18 protein-coding genes and 2 pseudogenes are annotated in these 24,714 nt (G+C 37.6%); 8 read left to right on the top strand and 12 right to left on the bottom strand.

What is annotated here, in order from left to right; genetic code table 11:
* Window positions 1-228 precede the first annotated feature (228 nt).
* Complete coding sequence (locus CB4_RS09590) at window positions 229-1,080, bottom strand: alpha/beta fold hydrolase (RefSeq protein WP_096465362.1); 852 nt, start codon at window positions 1,078-1,080, stop codon at window positions 229-231.
* Between the two features lie 171 nt (window positions 1,081-1,251).
* Window positions 1,252-1,800 carry an NADPH-dependent FMN reductase gene (locus tag CB4_RS09585; RefSeq protein WP_096465360.1) on the bottom strand — a complete coding sequence of 183 codons (549 nt, stop codon included), beginning with the start codon at window positions 1,798-1,800 and terminating at the stop codon, window positions 1,252-1,254.
* Between the two features lie 476 nt (window positions 1,801-2,276).
* On the opposite strand from CB4_RS09585, the gene csaA reads away from it, so the two are divergent.
* Complete coding sequence (gene csaA, locus CB4_RS09580) at window positions 2,277-2,606, top strand: chaperone CsaA (RefSeq protein ID WP_096465358.1); 330 nt, start codon at window positions 2,277-2,279, stop codon at window positions 2,604-2,606.
* A gap of 636 nt (window positions 2,607-3,242) precedes the next feature.
* On the opposite strand, the gene CB4_RS09575 is transcribed toward csaA, so the two are convergent.
* Window positions 3,243-8,192, bottom strand: coding sequence for a DUF4011 domain-containing protein (locus CB4_RS09575; RefSeq protein ID WP_096465356.1), 4,950 nt, complete (start codon window positions 8,190-8,192; stop codon window positions 3,243-3,245).
* 653 nt (window positions 8,193-8,845) lie between these two features.
* On the opposite strand from CB4_RS09575, the gene CB4_RS09570 reads away from it, so the two are divergent.
* A complete protein-coding gene (locus tag CB4_RS09570; protein ID WP_096465354.1) occupies window positions 8,846-9,598 on the top strand; it encodes a ParB/RepB/Spo0J family partition protein in 753 nt (250 codons plus the stop codon).
* 237 nt (window positions 9,599-9,835) lie between these two features.
* Window positions 9,836-10,351, top strand: a pseudogene (locus CB4_RS09565) (transposase); the annotation flags it as partial.
* 355 nt (window positions 10,352-10,706) lie between these two features.
* Here the strand turns inward: CB4_RS09565 and CB4_RS09560 are convergent.
* The 3 genes and pseudogenes from CB4_RS09560 to CB4_RS09555 all read right to left on the bottom strand — a co-directional run.
* A complete protein-coding gene (locus CB4_RS09560) occupies window positions 10,707-13,676 on the bottom strand; it encodes a LamG-like jellyroll fold domain-containing protein (protein ID WP_172890842.1) in 2,970 nt (989 codons plus the stop codon).
* Between the two features lie 362 nt (window positions 13,677-14,038).
* Window positions 14,039-14,203 (bottom strand): hypothetical protein, encoded by a 165-nt coding sequence (locus CB4_RS20935; protein ID WP_231956210.1) that lies wholly within the window; start codon window positions 14,201-14,203, stop codon window positions 14,039-14,041.
* Between the two features lie 452 nt (window positions 14,204-14,655).
* A pseudogene (locus CB4_RS09555) lies at window positions 14,656-14,796 on the bottom strand (small, acid-soluble spore protein, alpha/beta type); the annotation flags it as partial.
* 324 nt (window positions 14,797-15,120) lie between these two features.
* On the opposite strand from CB4_RS09555, the gene CB4_RS09545 reads away from it, so the two are divergent.
* From CB4_RS09545 to CB4_RS09535, 3 genes are all read left to right on the top strand, one after another.
* On the top strand, window positions 15,121-15,468 hold the full coding sequence (locus CB4_RS09545; RefSeq protein ID WP_231956209.1) for a DUF2085 domain-containing protein: 348 nt from the start codon (window positions 15,121-15,123) through the stop codon (window positions 15,466-15,468).
* A gap of 269 nt (window positions 15,469-15,737) precedes the next feature.
* Window positions 15,738-16,394 (top strand): TetR/AcrR family transcriptional regulator, encoded by a 657-nt coding sequence (locus CB4_RS09540; RefSeq protein WP_096465348.1) that lies wholly within the window; start codon window positions 15,738-15,740, stop codon window positions 16,392-16,394.
* Window positions 16,395-16,493: 99 nt separating this feature from the next.
* Complete coding sequence (locus tag CB4_RS09535; RefSeq protein WP_096465346.1) at window positions 16,494-16,706, top strand: hypothetical protein; 213 nt, start codon at window positions 16,494-16,496, stop codon at window positions 16,704-16,706.
* A 116-nt stretch (window positions 16,707-16,822) separates the two neighbouring features.
* Here the strand turns inward: CB4_RS09535 and CB4_RS09530 are convergent, their stop codons facing one another.
* The 5 genes from CB4_RS09530 to CB4_RS09515 form a co-directional block, all read right to left on the bottom strand.
* Window positions 16,823-17,983, bottom strand: a complete 1,161-nt coding sequence (locus CB4_RS09530; protein WP_096465344.1) for a sulfite reductase subunit alpha — start codon at window positions 17,981-17,983, stop codon at window positions 16,823-16,825.
* Window positions 17,984-18,275: 292 nt separating this feature from the next.
* Entirely contained in the window at window positions 18,276-18,971 is a 696-nt protein-coding gene (locus tag CB4_RS09525) for a hypothetical protein (protein ID WP_096465342.1), read from the bottom strand.
* Between the two features lie 197 nt (window positions 18,972-19,168).
* Window positions 19,169-20,231 (bottom strand): IS630 family transposase gene (locus tag CB4_RS09520; RefSeq protein WP_269459522.1). Its coding sequence is split into 2 segments (ribosomal slippage): window positions 19,169-19,732 and window positions 19,734-20,231, totalling 1,062 coding nucleotides; the frame shifts between segments, so codons are not numbered across the junction.
* Between the two features lie 106 nt (window positions 20,232-20,337).
* Entirely contained in the window at window positions 20,338-20,604 is a 267-nt protein-coding gene (locus tag CB4_RS21520; protein WP_231956208.1) for a hypothetical protein, read from the bottom strand.
* Between the two features lie 5 nt (window positions 20,605-20,609).
* Complete coding sequence (locus tag CB4_RS09515; protein ID WP_096465340.1) at window positions 20,610-21,374, bottom strand: hypothetical protein; 765 nt, start codon at window positions 21,372-21,374, stop codon at window positions 20,610-20,612.
* Between the two features lie 851 nt (window positions 21,375-22,225).
* Here CB4_RS09515 and CB4_RS09510 point away from each other — a divergent pair.
* On the top strand, window positions 22,226-22,732 hold the full coding sequence (locus CB4_RS09510) for a hypothetical protein (RefSeq protein ID WP_096465338.1): 507 nt from the start codon (window positions 22,226-22,228) through the stop codon (window positions 22,730-22,732).
* Between the two features lie 144 nt (window positions 22,733-22,876).
* Entirely contained in the window at window positions 22,877-24,166 is a 1,290-nt protein-coding gene (locus CB4_RS09505) for an IS4 family transposase (RefSeq protein ID WP_231956207.1), read from the top strand.
* 51 nt (window positions 24,167-24,217) lie between these two features.
* On the opposite strand, the gene CB4_RS09500 is transcribed toward CB4_RS09505, so the two are convergent.
* The gene (locus tag CB4_RS09500) at window positions 24,218-24,556 is read right to left on the bottom strand and encodes a ComEC/Rec2 family competence protein (protein ID WP_096465334.1); all 339 of its coding nucleotides are present in this window, start codon (window positions 24,554-24,556) and stop codon (window positions 24,218-24,220) included.
* Window positions 24,557-24,714 lie beyond the last annotated feature (158 nt).

Below are 24,714 nucleotides of genomic sequence, written 5' to 3'. Positions count from 1 at the left end.
ATTAATCAAGGTATAAATACCTATAAAAAATAAACTTTCATATAAACTGACCGAGAATGTCTTTACTGACTCATCGTTCTTACTGAAAATTTGTACCGGCTCAGTAAAGCTTTTGTGATACTGGGATACATTTTCCTTGCGAATAGGAGAACGAACTTTATCCTCAAAATGAAAAAACACTAAGAAAAATTTACTTAGTGTTTTTTCATTAAACCATATATGAAATTGTTATTTGTCCTCACAAATCCACTTGATTAGTTCTCTATCAAATAATTGAGGTTCTTCAAACATAGGATTATGCCCACTATGCTCAAAAATTACTTTCTTCACATGATTATACGTGCCATCAATAGAGCCCCAAAGTGAAACAGGTCCTACCAAATAATCATATCTGCCTAAACCAATAAATACTGGTTTATTGAAAGTGTTCAGTGACTGTATAAGATTTAACTCCCCGAACGCCTCTCCCCACAGATAATCAATGATTGGCATACTCGTGTATACTCCATCCCACATATACGCCGCGTCAAATGTATAATCGTAAAAACTGTGCGCTCCCATACGAATACACATGTGGACAAATCGTCGTTCAGGGTCCTGCTTGATATCACTTTCTAATAGAGCAATATCCGTTTCAAACTGCTTCTTTCTTTCCGGACTTGCACTCTCATTAAAAAACGCAAAGCTCTGATGCTGCCTTTCCTGGCTATTTGTAGGTGCTGAATTTAACAAGATAACTTTTTGGACATGCTCCGGATATTTTCTTGCATATTCCAAAGCCATGAAAGCGTGTCCTGAGTGCCCCAATATAATGAAATCTGTTAGACAAAGCGTTTGCCTTGCTATTTCTATGTCATCTAGCACTTTGTCCAATTTATAATCTTCTGATTCCAGAACCCGGGGCGCCTTCACAAATCCTCTATGATCAAGGAAAATAAACTGAAATGTTTCATATAAGTGCTCCGAAAATAGGTGGGGATAATATACGCTACTGCCTACCACCAATATGGGTTTCCCGGTCCCCTTTACACAATAATTCAGGTTAAATCCATCACTGCTTATACTTTGATATTTGTTCATTGCAATCGTCCTCTTTTCTTTTTTACTGAGAAGAGCTAACAATAAAGTAAAAGCTCTCCCTTACATCACTTCCTTTCTTTTTTCTAATCCCCTTACATTCTCCATAGAGCGTTCTAGCACTTTACATCACCTCTATCGAAGTTACCTTTAATTAAAGATAATTTCTCACAATTAATGTACACGGATAGCCTGTATAAGTGCATGGAGCACTGATTTTAAATCCTCTGCTGTTCCAGGATCCATAACTCCCTCTTTTAACTTCAGGTTAATGAATGGGATAATCAGCGTTCCACCTTCTACAACCTCTGCACTCACCATATTTAGTGTAAGTAGAAGCGAAGCATGTGCTTTCTCACCGCCCAGAGGGTGCGGGGAAGCACTAATCACAGCTACTGGTTTGTTCACGAATTCACCGGAAGAGACTATCCAGTCAAGAGCGTTCTTTAAAACGCCTGGAACTCCGTTAGCATATTCTGGTGTACATAGTAATACACCATCGGCTTCCTTAAGCTGTGTACGTAAATCTTTGACTGCAGGTGGTTCATTATCATCGATATCGATGTCAGGATTAAAATGTGGGAGGTCTCCCAATCCGTTATAGATTGTGAATTCAATGTTCTTAGGTGATAAATTAGCAATCGCACGCACAAGCGCGGTATTAGACGAATTACTGCGAAGACTTCCAGAAATGGCCAAGATTTTTATCCTATTCTCGTTCATATCATCATCCCCAATCTATTGGCTATTATTTATGAACAACAATCACCAAGATTTTTTTATGTATCCACCTGATTTGTTAGATGTGATTATCCGTTCTTGTTTAATTATACACCAAAATAGCTATATATAGTGTTTTTTATAAATAAAATTCTATATATTGATTATCGGTGTGATAATATCTGATAATTATTAGAATGCAAGCAAGACATAGATTGATTTGATTCTTGCTAACCATTCAAACCTATGCCGACCTTCTTCTATTTTGAGCCAATAAAAAGAGCGCAACGTTATGCTGCGCCCATTTATTTACTCACCCGCTTCGCTATCATTTTCATGCCTGATTTGTTGTAAAATGTTATTTTCAGTATAATAAGGATGATCCTTATGTAAACTGAAGGGATCATCTACTCTGTTTAACAAACGAGAGAAACTTATTTAGTTTGTTGGATAATTGTAAAAAATCGGAGGAAATCATCATGGTAACAATTGAGGATTTTTTGAAGTTAGATATCCGTGTTGGCACTGTAATTAAAGCAGAACCATTTCCAGAAGCACGAAAACCTGCAATAAAATTAGAAATTGATTTTGGCGAGATTGGTATTAAATACTCTTCGGCTCAAATTACACGAAGATATGAACCAGATCAACTTATTGGGCATCAGGTGGTCGCAGTAGTAAACTTTCCTGTTAGACGTATCGCCGGTTTTAAATCCGAGGTGTTGGTAATTGGCGGTATTCCAGAAGAAGGAGATGTAGTACTCTTAAGACCGGACGCACCTGTTAAAAATGGTACTCCAATCGCCTAAAACATTAGTTTTGAAGGATATAAAACCTTGATGAACCTCCCCCGCTTAAATCCTTATAGATTTTGAAGTGGGGGTTTCTTGTTCCTTCACTCCGTCTACCATTCAGCGAACAAAAAGGTTGGCTTTCTGTTCTCACCGAATCTGTGGAACGTGTAGCGGAATGATTCACGTTCACAAGCAACCCCTTTCTAATAACTTGCTCATTACTTTAGCTGTTGCTGTTTGAGTTAAAATATCTCTAGTTAGCTCTACAATGTTATTTTTTTCAGACATCGATACCACTCCTATAGTTTTACTCTTCCTATTTATAACTCTACCGATCTTATCTAACTTCTTCTGATAGTCTTAATAACGTAAGTTCATATGAGAAACCAACTCATTAATCTCATCGATGATCTCTTGCTACTCCCCTTTGGAACGACATTCGAATAAAGGCGTTCTAAAAAAGTCAACCAGAAGACTCCTTATCGTGGAGTCTTCTGGGGAGTTTTAGGAAAAAAACATCGGCGTTAACACTCGGAGAAGAGTTGTAATTTAAAAACGTTATGTTATCTAGTATATCCACTTTTTATAAAAGTTATTAGTAAAAAGAATAGCCCGAATCGACTACTCGGGCTACAACGGCAACAGTTTACTCTAAAAAAGATTCGTGTTAACGGATCTCTCTATATTCTTTTCAATAACTGAGCTGAGCTCTTGAATGATATCTTTTTTTCTTTTGAACCAGTCCTGGGACCAGATCCGGTAAATGTGCCAGCCAAGGGATTCTAAAACTTGTTGTCGAATCCTGTCTCTGTCCCTTGCTGTTCTAGATGAATGATACATAGCTCCGTCACATTCGATTCCTAATACATATTCTCCGGGACGTTTCGGATGCACAACACCTAAATCAATTCGATATCCAGAATATCCAACCTGTGGTCGAAGAATAAACCCTTTTTCAGTCAGAGAACGATACACATCCTCTTCAAATGGTGAGTCGAAGTCTCCCTCGCCGATAATACCTTCGCTTAAATCAATTTCTCCACCTGTTTTGCAATATCTGATGAATTTTTTCAGTAATTTAGGACCTTCTTTGCTCACACGAGAATCATCAAGATCTGTATCTAACAAACTCGAAATTAGGATTAATTGATACTTGGCCCGTGTAGCAGCAACGTTTAAACGTCTATGCCCTCCCTCTTTACTTAAAGGGCCAAAACTATAATACAGCTTACCCGCTTCGTCTTTTCCATAACCAACACTTAGAATGATTGTATCTCGTTCATCCCCTTGTACATTTTCCAAGTTTTTGATAAAGAAGGCTTCTGTTTTATCTTCTTGGAAAAAGAACTCAAGATGAGGATGAGTGAGAAGTAAATAACTAAGCTGCTCACGAATTTCATTTTGTTGTGCTTCACTGAAGGCAATAACACCTAAAGAACGCTCAGGTGTAGATTCAACATGCTTAAGGATAAGCTCTGCTACCCGCTTTGCCTCTATTTTATTACTCCGAGAACCCCCACGATCATACACTCCATCCGGAACATATACCAAAGATACTCCATCATTAACTCTATTGATTGAGCTTGGGAATGTGAACAACTTGTTATCATAGATGTATCGATTTGAAAAAGCAATAAGTGATTCATGCTTGCTTCGATAATGCCAGTTGAGTGATCTCTCTGGCATAAAGACAGCACACTCATCTAAAATGCTTTCGTACATTTCACCTATTGTCTCATCTTCGTCTTCTTCATACTCATCATCTGTAGTTTGAGCGGTAAAGAAGCGAGTTGGTGGAAGTTGTTTACTATCACCAGCAATAATGATCTGCTCACCTCGTATGATAGCGCCAATTGCATCCTCTGAACCGATTTGTGATGCTTCATCAAATATGACAAGATCAAATTGATGGATATTCGGATCAATAAATTGACTGACCGATAATGGGCTCACCATGATACAAGGCTTTAAAACACTAATTAAATCGGGTATTCGCTCAAACAATCTACGAATTGGTAAGTGTTTGGTTTTCTTTTGATGTTCTCGCTTTAGTAGAGATAGTTGATTCCGTATGACTAGATCAAACACGACTGTGTTTTTCCGATCGTTTAAAATCTCATTAATTCGATGGCTATTATCCAGCAACTGCTTTACATCGAGTTCCTTAAATCGACTAATCATTATTTCATGATTATGAACTCGGAACTGACGAAGTATAGGTAGTTGTTCATAAGAATAATCAAGCCATAAGCGATAAAATCGTTTCAAGAAAAGGTCCTTATAGGAGGCTTCGGTATAACCATGCTTTACTAATTCATCGACAAAGGAACCTATTTTCATATCATCCGCTTGCTTTTTGTATTGCTTAAACAGAGTCCATTCTTCCAACTGATGAGAAGTAGCCACCCAATCACGAAGTCGAGTAATAACAATGTCAAGGTGTGCTTGATACAAATCTTTCCCTTCAAACAACAAGTCCTGAGATCGAAACACCTTTCCAAAAAACGCTCGCTCTGTCTGAGTTCCAATAAATTTTTGCTTTATTTCATGAATCTGACGAATAAATTCTAGTCGTTTCTCTTTATTACTATCTTCTAACATATTCATTATCATTTGTGGTACACGCTGATCAAATATTGTACATATCTTTTGAGACCACGTGATTGCCTGTTCAATACTCTGCCAATCTGTTTGATAAAAATCAAACAAGCTTCCGAAACATGTTTTACATGTATCAGCCATAGATTCAACATCTCTAGATAACTTGTGAACTTCCTGAATCAAAAGAAGATCGTTTAGGATTTCTTGATATGTTGGTTTACCAGGTGCCAAATGATAAGCAAGGAAGCCCTCTCTCTGGTTGTATAAAAAATCTATTATGTCATACAACTTTGTCATTTTACTTTGAATTTCTCTTGCATCCAATTCCTGTTCAAATGCAAATAACGTTTTCAAACTCTCTACTGCTTCAGTTAGACTTTCATATTGGCGCTTTGCATCCTCTAGCTTCTCTCCAAATGTTTGGATGTGAAAGTCTCTTGCACGAAGTAAAAACTCCATAAATTTTATTGAAACTTTACCCGCATCACACAGGTGAAAAATATGATGCATATTCTCCCATAAAAGTTCCCATAATGTTTCTTCACCTTGATAAATAGGACCTAGCCAGGCAGAAATTGATCCTTTATTTTCTAAAAGGTAGTCCACCTTGGTTTGCATTTTATGTGCAAGGCGTAAATCCTGGACTGCTGTATGATATGTGATTTTTTTGCTATCCTTTCGAAATAGCCTTAGTTTCTTCATATCATTCCGATACTGACGATTAAAAAAACGAAAAGCTGATGTATAGTCCTCTGTAAAACGTCTATACACCTCTTTTATATCCGTTTGACTAAATACATCCAAATCATATAGTATGGACAGCTCTCTTTTCTCTTGAAGCAACTCTTCGGTGACCTTTCGAGATTTTTGGTACTCTTTTAACAATTCATCGCGAATAGAGGAATCAAACCACTTCTCGGCAGGACGCGGAACGTTCTTTACTTTCTCATAAATTAAATCAATATCATTTAAAGAGAACTCTGTGACCGTCTCCATCTTCAATCCCAATTCTTGCTGTATATATTCACGGAACATTAGAAGTGCTTGGCATGCTTCTATCGCCTGTCTACATATCTGTAACAATTTATCATCATGCGTAAAAACAGTATGCATAAAATCGGCAGTTGATTTGGCATAAAGTTTTATTTCTTTTTCATGTTGAGTAGTAAAACTTTGAATCACATGATCAATATCCATGTCAAACACAGAAGAGTGATAACGCTGAGCTATAACGTTATATTTTTCATTTCGTTGCGTTACTTTTTCTGAAACAGGGGCAAGAAGTTGCGTTGCCCGTTCCAGCATATTTTCATTCTCTTTGTTTATCCAGTTTAGCGGTGCATTTTCATAGGATGTGAGTAGATCTGCCACAACAAAGAATCGTTCCATTACTTCAAGTGATGTATCCCATGAAACACCGGACCCAGCAATTAACTGCTCAAGCTGCGGTTTGATTTCCGACAATTTATGAGCAAAACTTTCAAACAAAGAGTTAACATTACTATGTAATTCATTAGTAAACTCCATAATAATAGCATCTTTCCATGGATGCGTATTATGTGCCAGAAGTACAGGCTTAACCTCCTCCACCTTCTCTACCAGGCACAACAGTTGCTGTAAATGCTCTTGTGAATATTGTCCTATCTTTTCTAAAGGGAAAAATAACTCCCTTGTTTCATCCAGTTTAGCTATCTGTCCATGAACTTGATGGGCCGTCAAATTCAGGGGAGCTACCTTTGCGTGCAGAGCTTGTGTATACTGGTTAAGTTGCTTTTTCGTTAAGTCTAATGAGTCATAATCCATTTTAGATTTAACGGAGAGTTCGCTCGATAAGTTTTTTATTAATTGCTCAAGCACATATTTTTTGTTCGCTTTATTACTATGAAGGTCTAGGCAATAATGGCCCAACCCACAATCCTCCAGTCGCTTTTTAACAACTTCTAACGCAGCCATTTTCTCACTGACAAAAAGCACTTTCTTTCCTTGCGCTAATGATTCAGAAATAATATTTGCAATGGTTTGGCTTTTCCCTGTGCCCGGTGGTCCTTGCATAATAAAACTTAGACCTTTTTTTGCTGCTATAATTGCTTCTTGTTGACTCGAATCCGCATCGAGTATTTGAAAACTTTTTGTCGAAGACATGTTACGATCTACTTCTTCAACAGCTGGGATTCCACTTTCATCAAAAGTCGAATGTTCGTTATTCTCTCCATTTAAACGTTGTACAAAAGGATGAGTCTCAAGTAAACTTTGATATTGCTCAAGGTCCTTATACATAACGAGCTTATTAAATGAAAACAAGCTAAGATATACGCTTGATTGAACTTCCCACCCTTCTTTTTCAGTTAATATCTCATCTAATTCATTCAGAAAAGCACGAGCACCTACTTTTTCAATATTATCTTCATCCAGATCAGGAAAAGTAATGCCAAAATCATTCAGCATTTTTTGTTCAAGTACAGGATTAATGACTATATCATCTTCGTGCTTTTGAATAAACATGGGGTCCTTTGAGGAATTTCTCGATAATGACACAGGAACTAATAAAAGCGGGGAAGTGAGGAACTCCTTACTAAATTCAATCTCTTTCCACTTTAAAAGTCCAACAGCTAAAAATAAAGTGTTAACCCCCTTTTCAGAAATCGATAAATTTCCTTTTAAACGAATATCATTTAACTGTTTTTCTAATTTGTTAAGTGCAACTTTTTCTACCTGGGCCTCTTGTTCAAAAAAATCTTCCTCATCGGATTTTATGGGCTTTTTCTTTATTGAATTTATAAGACGTTCGATATTAACAAGAGAGCTTACCTTAATAGATCTGCCTTTAAGCAAAGATATTATTAATGAATCACATTCTACCTGATCTAATAATAATACAGAGCTCCCAGAGGACTTGAAATTTAACAGTCGATTTCTTTTTGATAAATCAATAAGATTTGATTTCCATTGTTCAATTTTTCTTTGTAAGCGTTCCTGATATGTATACATAAAAATAGGCACAATACCTCCTTTTACCGCGATACAGTAAAAAGTGCCCTTCTCCCCTTTCCATTCCTCAATAAATCCATCTTTATGAATTTAAAGCAATCCAGATGCATTAATGGCTTAGTAAAAAAATCTTATGAATGTAAGCCTATATTCATTCCCTTAGATCCTAAACTTTAGTATAAATGATAGGCCTAATATTTCCAACAAGAAAGGAGCCCACCTACTTTTGGGAAAGTAACTAATTGAGGATATGTTGATTTGTTTGAAAATATTGGTCATGAATTGCTGGATATAAGGAATTAAATTGCTGCAGAAAATAAACTCCCCACTATGGCGTAGGTGGGGAGTTTTGTTAATTGGTAACTATCCACAAGCTGAATAGTTACAAGCCCTCTTTCCGGCGTTCAAACAGGAAGATGACTTTTTTACTGATATTTTATATTTTAACAGAATGATCCTTGATCAGTACCATTATTCGAGACTTTGGGGCTAATGACGAAGAATAGGTTAAATATTTCTAGCTTTCTCTTCTTTTTCACTTTACTTATCAATTATCTGCTATTGCTACCCAATCATCCCTATCTTCTCTAAGCCTGAAACACGAAAGTGAGAATAGGACAAATTTCCCTATTCATAAATTAGGAAAAAACTCAGGAAGTGATGACATGCTTTGGGGTAAAGTCGATGAGATAGAGTTGAGCGAAATCGAACCGCTATATGTACAGCAAGTCTCAAGGGTTGGGCTAGAACGCAGAAAGAAGTTATTAAAAGTAGCTCCTCGACTAGAGCGCTTGATGGTTGTGGAGTGGGATGAAAAGAGAAACAAGCACTGGTTAATTGACGGATATCCAGACTATGAGGCATACAAGGAAAGTGGCTTCAAAAAGGTCCTATGTTTTATCAGGCCCTATTCAGATGGTACAGAAAGAAGAATAGCACTCCTACGAAAGATGTTTACCCCGGATACTACCTCATGGCTAGATAAGCATAAAAGGATAAGCGAACTCATCATAGAAGAAAACAAAACAACTTCTGAAATTGCTAAATTGCTCGGTGTCACCATACGCGATGTTGAGCATTATCTCATTCATCAAGATATTCCTGAGCACATTGTCGATCTGGCGTTCAAAAACAAAGCAAGCTTCCCTAATATCGAAAAGATACGTCAGCTTGAAATTCCCTATATGGTAAAAACTTTTTTATATGAAAGGGCAGTTCGAAAACGGGGTGATACATCTAGATTAACAACAGATAAACTACAAAAAGTAAAATGGCTTCTTGGCTCTAGTAGGTTTAATGAGCTCAGGCCCAAAGAACAAGTGATGATGTTAGAGAAGTCTTTAACCTATAAGGAATTTCTGATATCTACCTGGCAAAAAGACGTTTATCGTTTGTTAGATTATCCGCGCTCTCTGTGATATAACTTTTGAAATAGAATAAGCGGGCGATTTGCCCGCTTATTCTATTGCTTATTTAACTCAACTTTCGCAGAGCGATAAGTTATGGGAATCCTTACTTTATAAGGGCTAGGTACAATTCAACAACATAGATAGACAATATCGCTGAAATATGAGCTGAAAATAGAAAGACACCACTTTGTTTGGTAAAGTAGTTGTGACGAGCAACCAATACCATACAAAAGAGGTGTCCCCTATATGATAGAACAAAAACAACAAAAGAATCAACTCCCTAAAGAGATCCAAACCGCATTTAGAGAATTAAAAATCCTAAAACACTTGAAAACCGCAGGTTTTACAAAACAACTCGGCTTTTCGTATTCCTATCTATTCCAGATTGTATTCATGCTTTTGTTTCACCATAAAAACTGGTTTCGTTTACTAGAAAGCTCTAAAGGAGAGTTTTTTCCTGGTAAAGATGCGATTTACCGATTTTTGAACCATGCTGCTTATCCATGGCGTCGATTTCCTACGTTCTTAAGTGCTTTCACCATTCAGAAGGTTCATTCTCTGACCTCAGACAAACGTGTAACGGCTTTTGTAATTGACGACTCCATGTTTGAACGCAACCGGAGCAAGAAAGTAGAACTGTTAGCTCGATTCAAAGATCATGCGACGGGTTGCTATTACAAAGGATATCGTATGTTGACGCTTGGATGGTCAGACGGCCATACGTTCATTCCTGTGGATTTCTCTTTGCTCAGTTCCATCAGATGTGGAAGAGAACTTCTTCCCTAGGAGAATACGAGACCTCCTTGGGTCACGCTACCATGCTACCATACTTCCATCCTATTCCAACCCTCTTAACGCTCTGGGACATTATCGGCATTTGGACTTCCCGATTTTTCGCACGGTTATCCCGCCCTCACGCCAACTTAGGTTCGCTTTTGCTTTGTACAGGATTTTGCATTCAGACCCTCCGCACCCCAGCTCACGGTGACGCACTGTCTGTCTGCTAATGTTTCCGACCGTCGGCAACCCGATTAGTATGGTACGCTGCCAAGCGCACGAAAAAGCCACCCTTTGAGTGGCTCACTTAATAAAATTATTTAGAACTTACATTTTTATATTAGACTGTCTCCAACTCATCATGTTCTACTTTATCCTCTGGTAAGCATACAAGCTTGGAAATGGTTGTGTTGCTGTGTCCATCTTTATGGAGAGATTGAATGAAACTTTTTACAAATTCTCCTTGAGGCTGTCGTTTAGAACAGTCATCAGGATCACTATCCCACTGATTTTGCAACTCTGTTGCATAGTAATAAGCTCTATGAGCTTTTTTTGTATCAGTAACAAACATACGAATATAATTAAAAATTGCATCATCTGGATTTGAAAGCGGCGGTTCGAATCCATTTTGACGACACCAATCATTGAATCCAATTCCATAAGGTCCCCATAGTAGGCATGACAACCCATATGCAGCCGGTTTAACGGAGGCATCGTCTAGTGACCTTGGAGGAACCCCGACATGTAATAAACGATTTGTTATTTGGTGGCACTGTCCATCCCATCTTCTAAATCCACTAGCGCGAATCCCACAGGTTTCATTACCTACTACATCGTCATGCCCATATACCTGTTTCCATGGATGCTGCGGGCTCAAGTTATAACTAGTTGCCATACGAATAGCATCATTAAGACTTCCATAGGTTACCACAATATCCGAAGTGGTTGGAGAACCTTCATGACCCCCAGCACAATCAAAATAAGTCCTTCCTTTTTCACTATCATCAATCGTTACCCACGTATGATCAATCCAGCCACCATACCCCTCAGCAGGATACATACTAGCTGCAATTTTATCACTACTGCCGTTTCGTACTTTCCTAGTGAACTTAAGGGTTGTTTTATACGCCATCTGCTTCTTATAAGATACCGAATAATACATCATTCTGGCTGGATCATACACGGATACCCAGTCCATAACCCATTTTTCTCCACCAAACCATGTATTTTCTCCATATCTAAAAAATACTGATTGTAATTCTCCTACATCCTCTACCTCTATAGTAAATTGATCTGTTTGTCCTCTTTCAAACGGATTACTATGAGTTTCGGATCTTTCCAGTTTAATTAATGCTGTAGACTTGGATGTCCCTTTTAAACTAATCTCAACTAAATCATCTGTACCAGCAAACCATTCATCTGAAGTATGAATTTTGATTATAAATCTTGTAGTAGTATTCGCTGCTAAATTCACTTCTTCCACGCTTCGGTTAAGCATTCGATTTTGATGATCATCAGTTTTTAAAAGTCCCCATTCCTGTGTTGCTTTAGAGGCGTCTGGTTCGGCTAATATAACTCTAGAACCAGCGGAAGCATCTGCAAGATCTAATACGAAGTTACCTGCTTTACTAATTATCTGTTGACCATTCAATATCCATTGTTGCCAGGGAGCATTAGGAATCATAGGTTCCATTATAACCTCTACTCCCTGATTAGCCTGTCTATCTTTAATGCTTAGTACCATCCCATTCATAAAACTAACAATATAATTATTAGCAAAGTACCAGCGTTGGTTAAATGTCCCTGTAGTTTTCTTGGTATATCCAATAACACTTGTACCAGAAGAAGGATTTGCACCAAAAATATCAAGAACTAAATCACAGCCCCCATTATAAATAAATTGAGAGCCCGATAAAGAGTACCAAAGCTGAGAATAATCATTATCTACTTTTACCTTTAATACTAATTCTGAGCCATCATTATTTCCTGATATACCGAGAACCATGTTATTGTCTAATGCACTTTGAATATATCCGTTTGTCCCTAAACTCCATATTTGACCTTGGTTCCCTTCTTGATATTGAGAAAGAATAATTTGTGTCCCTTCAGAAACTACGTTATCTTTTACAGTCACAGCCAACTGGCTAACTTCATGTAAAATAACGCCTTTCTCAGTAAAACAAAAATGTTTATGTGTGTCAGGAGTCATCTCTTTGACAACAAGAACTGTTCCCGCTTCTCCATTACCGCTATCAATTATCATTCCATTCATTGCATTTTGAACAACAGAACATGATGATACCCTTTCGAAAATTTTCCCTCTAAAGTCTAAGGCACCTCCACCTGGCCATTGAATCCACCCTTCAAAAAGGTTGCTATCCATATTCCCCTCAGGCCAGAAATAATGCTCACTGCTATCAAGTTTAAAAGTAAACTGTGCGGCAGTTTGATTATCGGAAGCTGACCATGAAATTGTATTTCCTTTTATAATTGGTTTATTAACTACAGCATTATTAAAAATAACAGTACCTGTGTTGGTAAGATAAAGTGGTGAACATATATTCCACTGACCCTGTTCTCCTCCATATTTTGTAGCAGTATCATAGGCCCCTGAAAACAAAAAAGTCATTGGATATTTACTTTCTTGAGATATGGCAATAGGCGATTTAGTTGTAAACATTACATTACCATTTACTTGTGCTTTATTACGTGTTTTTGAATAGTCAATTACTAACCCAAAATCAAAGGTTAAGTATCCAACTAGTCCATCTTCGTCCCCTGAAAGTTTAATATTCATATAGTTTAAAATGTCATTAATTTCTCGTGCATAATTCCATACTCTTATTTCAGTCAGTAGTCCTGAGAAATGATTATTAGGCTCCTGCATTTGATCGGTTGCCCCAATAACCAGGCGCATTGAATTATTAACATCTAAAGGAGTATCTAAATTCTTTTGAATCGTTCCTTCTAGTAGTACCCCATCTAAATAAATATTCAATACCCCACCCTTACGGACTGCAACAACATGATGCCAAGAACCATCAAGTATAGAGGTAGGCGAGGAGTCAATTTCATAGAATCCAAATCCGTTATCAGTAGCAAACTTTAAAGAACCATCTGGTTTAATAACAAGCAAAAACCCGCCGTTTCCAGGTCCTCCATCTGAAGATTTACGAGAAATAATGGTGCCTGAGCTAGTAGAATTAACCCATGATTCAAGTGTGAAGTCTTTTGTTCCGAAGTTATACAAGGAGTTGCTATCCATAGATACAAAAGCATTGTGATCAAGTTCGAGTGCATAGTTAATCATAACGCTTACCCCCTTTCCATTTTTTAGAAACAAACAACTAAAATATATCATATATTATGAATTTTTCAATATTTTTTTAATAATTAAATAAAATCTTAAAATTCAAAGAGAGGTTACCCTAGTTATAGAATTGATAAATGCTAATATACTCGATTTTTTAATCATAATATTATAAATAAACGGGCTCTTAACGCTTTCATATATAAAAGGATTTCTCTCACAACTTCTTATCTTTTTCCTTTACTATTTATAAATGAACTTATAATAAAAAAAGACCCGGTAGCACGCCGGGTTAGGATCTGTTGGTCAGTTTCGTGGTCAATGTGGTCAAAATAAAGAGCCTGGCGCTAACCAGGCTCTTCTTATTTCTGTGGTGTCCAGATAAATTCTTTTTCGGGTTTATTCTTAGAGATGACAATCAGATTCTCTGTCGCCCGAAACGTCAGTGTGCCATATCCGAGCTGTTCACAAATTTCTTGCGTGATTAGAACTCGACCGTGTGCATCAACCTTCAACCGATATTCCATCTTCCGCTTTGGCTTGCGTGCAAGCGCTACACGCTACAGCGTATGCTCCTATATCTAAGAATAGAACGATATGGGATCTTTTTTTAAAAATATGTTAAATTAGGGTGTGGAGAGGAGGGGAACGATGGTGGTTACATCGGGCTACACAATAAAATCCCTCACAGCATTAACCACCAAACAAAATGAAGCGTATAACATGGACAGATGGTTTGTTGGCTATTGCCTTAGTCTTTGCCTTAGCTACTACTGACTATTCAAACCTTAGATGGATTAATTATGTATTCTTTGCAACGTCTGCGATTTGGTTTACAACCATGGCAGTAAAACTTTGGCTGATGCGAGGACGATAAGTTCTCAACTATTTCGAATTAAACAAGCCTCCCACTCATCCGGGAGGCTTTTGACTGTATATCACTCTGCGCTCGTCTTATTGTATGCTTATACACTGGTGATTATTGCACGTACTTACCACTTAGTTGCTGCTCAGCCATCTGAAGCAGACGTCTTGTAATCTCGCCATCTACAGAGCTTTTTTGGTGTGAAGTCGTGTCTGATCCAAGTACTACACCGAATTCTATAGCAATTTTATATTTTGAATCTCGGTCTTATTCCGAGTTATTTTTATCGAACACATCTGGTATAATGTCGATACGCGAAATAGTCTAAACTATTGACCGAGAAGAAACTCATTCTTGTTCATTCGAAAGGAGGATCTACATGTTTTTTATCCATATCATGGCTGCTTTTATCTGCTTTATCAGCGGATTCATATTATCGCTTATGGGCTTGCTACTTTATGGAATTCCGCTCGTGGTGCTAGGTATCTTGCTTTTCGTTGCACTCTACCGTATTTATCCTCGTGAGAAGGTAGATGATTGTATTTCAATCATGTCTGGATGTTCTACCTACTGTGACTAATGGATATGAACAATCTCCTAATGAAAATCCCTTGTCATCGAAAGCCCTCACGTTCTTTTTTTATCAACGGAAAACAGATGCCCCTTTGCGCTCGTTGTACCTCTATTTTTCTTGGTTATCTGGCGATTCCATTCCTTTTATTCTTTTATCCAAATACCCCGCTGTATGTAGGATTTGTACTGCAAATACCAATACTGATTGATGGCTTTACTCAATTATACAAGTGGCGTGAAAGCACAAACTGGTTGCGTTTTATCACAGGTATACTCAGCGGAATTGGACAATCTGCTGTGATAGTTTCGATCTCAATGTTCATCATCAAACTGGTTTTAACTGTGGCAATGTAAATCCCCCATACTTAGTAAGTGAACATGGTATCTTTATTTTTTGAATTTTGTATAAAAAAGAAACTAAACCTCCTGGATTATCCAAGAGGTTTATGACTGTTTCCCTGCCCTATATAGTATGCAGAAAGGTCTAGGATGTTTTATTGGATTCGACCAGTTTGGCCACTAAGCTGTTGTTCAGCCATTTGAAGAAAAACTGCTTTCTATTGACATACAAATAATTAAAGAATAATATACATACATATAAATGTATGTATAGAGGTGATGTTTTGCCACGCAATAAATATCCAGAAATAACAGAACAGCGTATATTAGACACTGCAACTAAACTTTTCCTTGAAAAAGGATGGGAGCAGACAACAATTCAAAATATTGTTGACGAATTAGGAGATTTGACTAGAGGTGCGTTCTATCATCATTTCAAATCTAAAGAAGATATTATCAACGCAGTTCTCGACCGATTGGCTTTAGAAAATAATCCTTTTGAACAGACAAAGAAAATGACAGGTTTAAATGGTTTAGAAAAACTTAAAAATGCTTTTTTGTTGTCCTTTACTAATCAAGGACAGCTAGATGCACTCAAATCTATTCCATCTATTTTAAAAAGTCCCAAGCTTATTGCCAATCAATTAATAGACTGTATCAACACGGGGGCTCCTGACATACAATCGTTTATTGAAGAAGGTGTGATGGACGGTTCACTTTCCATCCACTACCCAAAACAGGCTGCTGAAACACTTATGCTACTAACAAATATTTGGTTGAGTCCAATTATTTTTTCAGTAGATACAGAAGAATATATCCAAAAGGGAAAACATTTGCAGGAATTGTTTAACGGTATTGGTTTACCAATCATTGATGAGCAAATACTAACAGTTCTTGAAGGTTTTCACAAAGAAATTTGCAATTTAAATAGACTGTCATAAGGCAGTTTATTTTTCGACATATACATACATATATATGTATGTATGTATAATATCTCTTTTCTTATCCAATAAACAGAGCTGTATGGAGGTCTAACTGATATGGAACAAAAAATTGAAAGATATATAGACAATGCCCTTGACAGTATTGCTCCTCAACTTTTTGGGGCTAATATTATTTTAGGTATCATCCTAATTTTTTTAGGCATTATTTTTATTGTGAAAAAATCTTCAAAAAGAAACTTGAAAACAGTTGGATTGGTTTGTGCTGGAGTTGGTGCAGTAGCGATCGTAAGTGGTTTGATTCAGATTTGACTTGAAAATAAAGTTTTGGCCGAACAAAAAAAGAGTGCCTCCTTATGACCGCTAATTGCAGAATAAGGACACTCTTTTTGAAAATAATTCGGTAGTACCGCTAACACCTATTCATTTTAATACACATCACGTTGGTAACGCCCTTGCTCTTGCATATCATTTAGATACGCCTCGGCCGCTTCACGGGTCATCACACCTTCTTTTTCAATAACGCTAATAAGCGTGTCGTGGACGTCTTTCGCCATATATTGCTTATCTCCACAAACGTAGAAGTATGCTCCATTTTCCAGCCATTCAAACAATTCTTTGCTGTTTTCAAGCATTTTATGCTGTACATATACTTTTTGCGCGGTATCACGAGAGAACGCAGCATCTAATCTTGTCAGTGCCCCATCTTTTTGATAGTTTTCTAACTCGTTTTGATAAAGGAAATCCGATGCTGCATGCTGGTCTCCAAAAAATAGCCACGATCTACCTGATGCTTTATTCACTGCACGTTCCTGGATAAAGGAACGGAATGGTGCAATGCCTGTCCCTGGACCAACCATAATAATATCTTTATCTTGAGACTCTGGCAGATTAAAGTGTTTATTCTGTTGAATAAATACTGGAAGCGTATCTCCTTCTTGAAGACGTTCCGCACATAAAACAGAACAAACCCCTTTTCGTTCGCGTCCATGAGTCGTGTAGCGTACGGCACCGATAGTTAGATGCACTTCCTCAGGATTAGCAGTAATGCTACTTGCAATGGAATATAGACGTGGTGGCATTTTTCTTAATAAAGAGACGATCTCTTGGGCAGAAGCTTTCCATGGACCAAAATCGCGTAACAAATCAAGCAAATCACGCCCGTTCATATATTCTTTCAGTTGATCTATATTTTCATTCGATACAAGCTTTTGTAAATCTTCGTTTTCTGTTAATTCTGCTGCCTGCTGCATAATTTTTTTCGTCAATAACGTAATTTCGAAGTGTGTTGTGAGCGCTTCTTTTAATGGGAGTGTATCACCTTGCTTATTAATTGTAACATCGATTTCTGTATCCCACTTCATTTCCTCAAGAAGAGAAGCCACTAGTTCTGGATCATTTTCAGGGATCATACCAAGGCAATCACCTGGGACATAGGAAAGGTCAGATCCTTTTAACGAGAACTCGATATGCCTTGTTTCTTTACTAGAGCTAGCTCCATTTAAATTTACATTTTTGAGAACTTTCGCTTGAAATGGATTCATTCTGGAAAATGTTGTTGGCGCATTTTTGACTACAGTAGGTTGCATAATGTCTTCACCTCAAAAAGTTATATAAATCTAGGGTAACACAGGAAGAGAAAATCAGATATGTTTTTTTCACATATGCTTCTCAATAATCGGTATTTATTAATCAGTACATGAACAGTCTTATTACACTAACCTGCCCGTTAGCTCAACAAAAGGGAATAGAATACTTAGTCTTTTAAATTAGGAAGCTACGGAAAGTTGGTATAGAAAAAGCGGGTAATTTACCCGCTCAGAGTTTATTTTTCTAATCATCATGCCTTCGGGTAGGGCAGCTACATGCACTTCTTTTAAACTAGATCATCAAAATATTCCATTCATTTTTCTCATCAACACGAACTTGAGATACACTTATAGTGTATCCTAAATGAAAAAAGTCACGGTTATAATCGCTTAAGCTCATCCCTTGCTTTGGGTCGTAAAAATAATGTTTAGCACAAGCCCACTTCTTATCTAAAACACAGAAGCAGAAATAAATAGAAATAGGCTTAGTTATATCTGCAGGATTAATCATTTCTAAAGAATCAATAAATTTATTAAACAGTGAAGGTAAAGTCCCACTATCAATGTTCTTTAGAAAATGAAACCAATTTCCGTCTATCCCCTCTCCTACTAGCTTTTCGATATCCTTACTAATTTGGCTTACATCGGGATTAAGAGCTTTAAATTCTACATTTGCTACTTTTTCTAAACCGTTTTCACCTTTATATGCATAGAGGCTTAGATCAGAAAGTGCCCGCCGAGAAAAGCTGCCCTTTTGGCTATATAACTTCTCTGTCGGTGTTTCGATGCTGTAAAAATAGTTAGATGAATTTAGAATGGAGGTATAAAGAACACGGGCTTCCTGCTCACTGACCCGAATTTTATCATCCGTGGTTGGAAGCACGAGTCTTGATGATAAACCTCTAGGTTCCTTGCTTGAGCTTGTCATATTCCACAAGTCGAATGACAAACGCCGATTAATTTCTGCTATATCTTTTATAATATCCACCAAAACTCCCCTTTATCTTTTTACTACTTCTTACATTACTTAAATTGGAGTCTATATTTTCTTTTCTACTGTATATTTCTACGACTACATCTCTTTCACCTGAACACCGGGACAGGATATCTACTCTGTCACCAGAAGGAAATGTGTACTCCACACATGTATCTTCTACATTATAAATTCCAATTTCAGCAGGATTACTATATAAGTTGAATTAAATAATTTACATTTTTTGTGCACAAGCGATTCACAATCCGACATAAATCTTGATTTATGTGCTGAATAAATGCCTGTACATTGGTACGAATCTCTTTTACAGATTCATAAAACACATTTTCGATGATTGATTTTTTCAGCCATTTCCACAAGCCTTCGATAAGGTTAAGGTTTGGACTATACGGAGGCAAAAAGACAAGGGAGAGACGCTCCGCCTGTTCTTGTAAAAAGGGCTGAATCAATTTTGCATGATGAATACGTGCATTATCCAGAACCATGACAATTTTCCCTGTGGGATACTGTTCAAGTACAAGTTCTAAAAAGGAAAGAAATGTTTGGGCGTCGTACTGTTCACGTTCGATACAGAATACGTTTCCTGTTTCATAGTTCAAGGCTCCAATTAGCTTTACACCCTGATGCTTTCCATACGTTGGAATAAGGCGTTGCTTCCCCCGAAGAAACCAGGTAGAACTAACAGCCTGATAATCCCGGATCATCGCTTCATCTTGGAAAAGAACGTGGTCAATTTCTCCATTCAGAAGTTTTTTTTATCCCCGTAAAGGTTTCACGAAAAGCTTCCTGTTTTTCAGGATCGGCTTTGGCAAGGGTATAAGAAGCTTTTGTATAGCTAAAACCGAGACGTTTCAAAAGTATGGTTACTCCTTTTAGTGTGTAAGAAACTCCATACTCTCGTTCGATCCATTTCCCAATTAGACCTGCGGTCCAGTTATACTCGACAGGGACATCAACATCAATCGGACGTTTCGTTGCGACTACCTCAGCCACCTGTTGTTCTTGTTCTTCCGTTAAACGTTTCGGTGCGCCAGGAGAATGTCTGAGTTCCAGACCAGCCAGCCCGTTTTTTCGATACAGTTTCAAATACGTGCAGATGGTTTGGGGTGTACGCCCAAGAAGCTGTGCAATATCTTTATTTTTCTTTCCACAAAGATGAAGATACACGGTTTGATAGCGTTCGAACATCCGCTTATCCTTCGTGGTGTTCATCGCTTTCCTTGCTTCTTGTATGTCAATCTGCTTCTCATTCATCTTTTTGTCGCCTCTCCATCGTGAAAATCTTGATAGAGGTTTATTTCCACACAAAACATAAAAAACCTTTAATTCAACTTATATAGCAATCCACTCTTTTAGGCGCTTATGCTCCTCTCCTTCTCCCCCCAAAACCATATTTATGCTCCAAAGACCAATTTTCTTTTACGTTAGTTATGTACTTCAAATCTTTTTGTTGTAACAGATCAAGATTATGGAACTGTTTCCAATTACGCTGATCTCTAAACTGAATGATTTTTTCTACAAGATATTTCATAAGAGTCCCCAAAGATTTAATTCTTAAAAATGTCCATTCAAAAAGTAACTGGCTGTTGCTCAATATTAATGATACATTTTTCTTATTCCAAATCATCCATCTTAATATGTATAACCAAAATCATTACTAAACTGATATTCTTCACCCTCAGTGATTTTAACTTCTTTCAAAATACTGTTATATAGCTTTAAAGAAGTCATTAAACCATTATCGCTATTCGATACTCCTAAAAGGGATTTTAATTTATTTAATGTATATTGTGGAATTGGTTCGTTTAGATTCCTAAATGTTTTCCTTGAAATCACTAACAATACATAATCATTTTCAGGTAAATTATTGATTTGATAATTACCGTATCCATCCGCTTTTGTTGTATATATATCACAATTTTTAGGTGTTATTCCAAGCGACAATAAGATAATATCTTTTTCGCTCAGACTACTTTTATTAAAATCTGCAGGTATTAAAATAATAACCGCTCCAACGTCCCCTTTTGTACCAACAAAATCATTATATTGCCAAGTAATTACACCCTTAATGCTCCCTTTTCCTCTACTTGTATCTTGGCCTTTATTTTTAATATTTGTAGCTTGTTGACTCTCATTTTTGGATTCTGGTTTACTTTCAGTGCTAGTATTTGTTACATCTTTATTTTCCTGTTCAATATTTTTCACTTCTTTAGTGTTATTTTTATCATTTAATGCGGTTGAGTTTTCCTGTGTAGCAACAGTTGAATTTTGAACATTAGCATCAACTCTCTGGCTTATAGATGGAGGGGGAACATTCGGCTTAATGTAAAATTGATAAGTAAAAAATACATTTAATGAAGTTGAGATCATTAGCAAAATCATCATGGCTGCTTTCATAGACAAACCTCCAATAAAAATGCTCTAATTTTAATTTCTAAGTATAATCAACATACCTAACTCTAATGCTTCTTATATAAATCTGAACTACTATCTTTTCTAAATGGCTTACTGACACGACAATAACCCTTAGGTTTACTTTTGTGGTCTGTTTCATTGAATCAATGACTAAATATTATAGCTTGTCGTTAGGTATTTTCTTAGGAGGATAAATAGCTGTTCCTAATTTATAAAGAAAGTACGAACTTTTTAAAAGGAATCAAGCGATACTATAGGTCATATCATTTTCTTTGCTATCAAGTAGCTGAACACTTCTAATCTCTTTTGAGCCAAGTGATAATGTAATCAAGAGTTCCTCATCTCCATGCAAAAGTTGTTCTTCTTTTCTTCCATAATGAGCTTTTCTACAGCAATTAGGGCAGAGTACCACGGCATTCCCCGCGACATCCTCTCCACCCTGTGCCAACACACAGCTGTATAAAAACTATTTTTTAAAGGTCAGAATCACCTCTTCCTTCGATACGCACGCCTCTCAGCATATTCAATACAATACGTACAAACCGCAATAGGCTTTCCTTTATCGTTTAGGTACCGACGTTTTTCATTCGTTTTACGCTTGCAAAACGTGCAAGTACCACCACTGAACAATTTCCGAAGCCAATCAAGCATCGCTAGCCCTTCCTTTCCTGCCGTATTACCTATAAATAATTTACTTTATTTACATCTAAATTCCCAGTCTTTATCTTTATAAATTCTGGAAGTTTAGTATAATTGAACGAAAAATAAGAAAAACAGAGAAAATCAAATGTAATTCTTTATGGTACATCATCATCTTTATAAGGGGGATGGACATGAAGCAAACCACGCTCGTTATTGATGCAGAACAGGTACGTGAGATTATTGTTCGTCTAGCAAATGATGCGGTACGCGAACTAACCCAGAACCGTAAAAAGAAGATGGTGGATAAACTCGAATTTCATATGGCGCTGCAAAAGAAGCTTCTCGAAATAGCCCCTGACTTCTGTTGCTATGGAGAAAAAGAGCACCTTATTCCACATGTACAGGAAAATGGCCGAGGTGGACGAATCGATGTCGCCTGGTGGACACTTGCTGATCGGAAGTTGTTAGCCGTATTTGAAATTGATTCAACCATACGCACAAAATCGCTCCGCAAAATTCTACATGCCGACTGCTCTTATCGCTTCTGGGTGTACTATGGAAATCGAAAGATCCGAGACGTACTAGAAACACTGGATACAGAACAAAAAATTACGATCATTGATTTTTCGATAGAGTTCAGAAAGAAAGATCAATGGCCGCCAAAAATAATAAATGAACAGATCGTGATGGAATTGTGAACATAAAAAAGAAGGGGGCCTATCCCCCCCAATGTTGTCAGGTTAGGGGATTTTACTGAACTTTGATATAGTAGAGGTAAACAATGGAAATGAGCGATATAACGTGAAAAAAAAGGAAAAGTGCTGTTGGAATGTGCGATACGTATGATTTACGGAGAAGAATTTAAAAATCAGTCCAGAAAAAGTGAGCGCGATTTCACGCGAAACAGAAAAATCGGGTTTGTATCTTTGATCTGCCTGCTGCTCCGAATGATTCGGAAATCAACACAATTGGAACTCGACGAGTTCCGGGAAGCCTTCCTGCCGGAATTAGCAGAAACAACCTATACAAAACAATCCTTTTCAGAAGCAAGACAAAAGCTGTCTCCGATCGCGTTTACCCTTCTAAACGATGAGATCGTTCGGGGGTTTTATGCAGATAACGATTTCAAAACCTATAAAGGGTTCCGTCTGTTAGCCATAGACGGCAGTATCCTGGAAATACCGAATACGAAAGAAACACAACAAACGTATGGATATGTAAGCTCGTGGAAGGAAGGATTCAAAGTGGCTCGTGCTCGTTCCTCCCACCTATTTGATCTTGAAAATAAAATCGCCATTAGTACATGTCTGAGCCGATATGAGGAAAATGAACGAAATCTGGCGAAAAACAACATCGAAAAGCTGTTGAGCTTCGAGCAGTCCCACATCCCCAACCTGATTCTGTTTGATCGAGGGTATCCATCCGCTGATCTCATCTTGTATCTGCAAGAAAAAGGCCTCAAGTATGTCATGCGATCCCAACACTTTTTCTACAAGGAAGTGGGGAATACAACCACCCCCGATGAGGTTGTACGAATCGAAATCACAAAGGAACGATCCAAAGCATTAAAAAGACAAGGGACACCGATCAAGAAAGGAACCGTTCTGGAGGTTCGCGTTCTAAAGGTGGAATTGCCCACCGGAGAAATTGAAGTTTTGCTTACAAATCTAGGAACGGACGAGCTAAGCCATGAAGAAAGCAAGTCGCTTTATTTCAAAAGGTGGGGAATCGAAACTCGATTTAACGAGTTAAAACATAAATTTGAGATCGAAAATTTCTCCGGTGAGAAGCCGGTACTTATCGAGCAGGATTTCTACGCGACCGTGTTCTTGAGCACGATTGCGTCCATCTTTGAACAAGAAGCTGAGATGGAGGTACAGGAAAAAAATAAGGGCAAAACACTCAAGTACGAAGAATATCGCATCAATAAAAACATTCTGGTAGGCAAATTAAAGAATCGTTTGATCCAAATGATTTTGGAAGAGGACGCCCGTAAAAAAGACGACCTGTATGAGCGTTTTCTGAAAGAACTTCAGCGCAATATTGTTCCGGTCATTAAAAATCGAGCATTCAAACGAGAGAAACAAAGTATGGCGAATCGTTATGCCAAATCAAAACGACGAAGTCTGTAGGGGAGCAGGGGGGCTTAACCTGACAACATTGCTATCCCCCCTCCTATCAACCTATTTTTCCGTTTTCCATTCTAATTTGTGACCATCTGTCTCCACCGTAATAGTCCCACTATCATCTGTTCTATAAATCTTCTTAACACCCACTCGCTGCAGTCGCTGTAATGTCTCGATGTTCGAATGATGGTATTTATTATGAGCCCCTACGGAAATCACCGCATATTCCGGATGAACCATTTTCAAGAACTGTGCACTAGAAGATGTTTTACTACCATGATGGCCAGCTTTATACACATTGGCTTCCACATTTACTGCAGAAGATGACAACATATCTGCTTCTGCCTTTGATGAAGCATCATCGGTAAACAGGAATTTTTCATTGCTGTATGTCACCTTCTTGACAACTGACCAGTCGTATTCCCAACCTGATTTGTAGCTACAGGCATACGTGCTTCTTTGCCTACAAAATCTTTTTGAACATCCAAAATAAGTAGCGCCGTCTCCATTTGCTAATCCCCTCCTATTTATCTAGCCCGCAAGATTTAAAAAAG

It is taken from the genome of Aneurinibacillus soli (assembly GCF_002355375.1).
Classification (GTDB): domain Bacteria; phylum Bacillota; class Bacilli; order Aneurinibacillales; family Aneurinibacillaceae; genus Aneurinibacillus; species Aneurinibacillus soli.
This window is presented reverse-complemented; position numbering and strand designations above follow the sequence as displayed.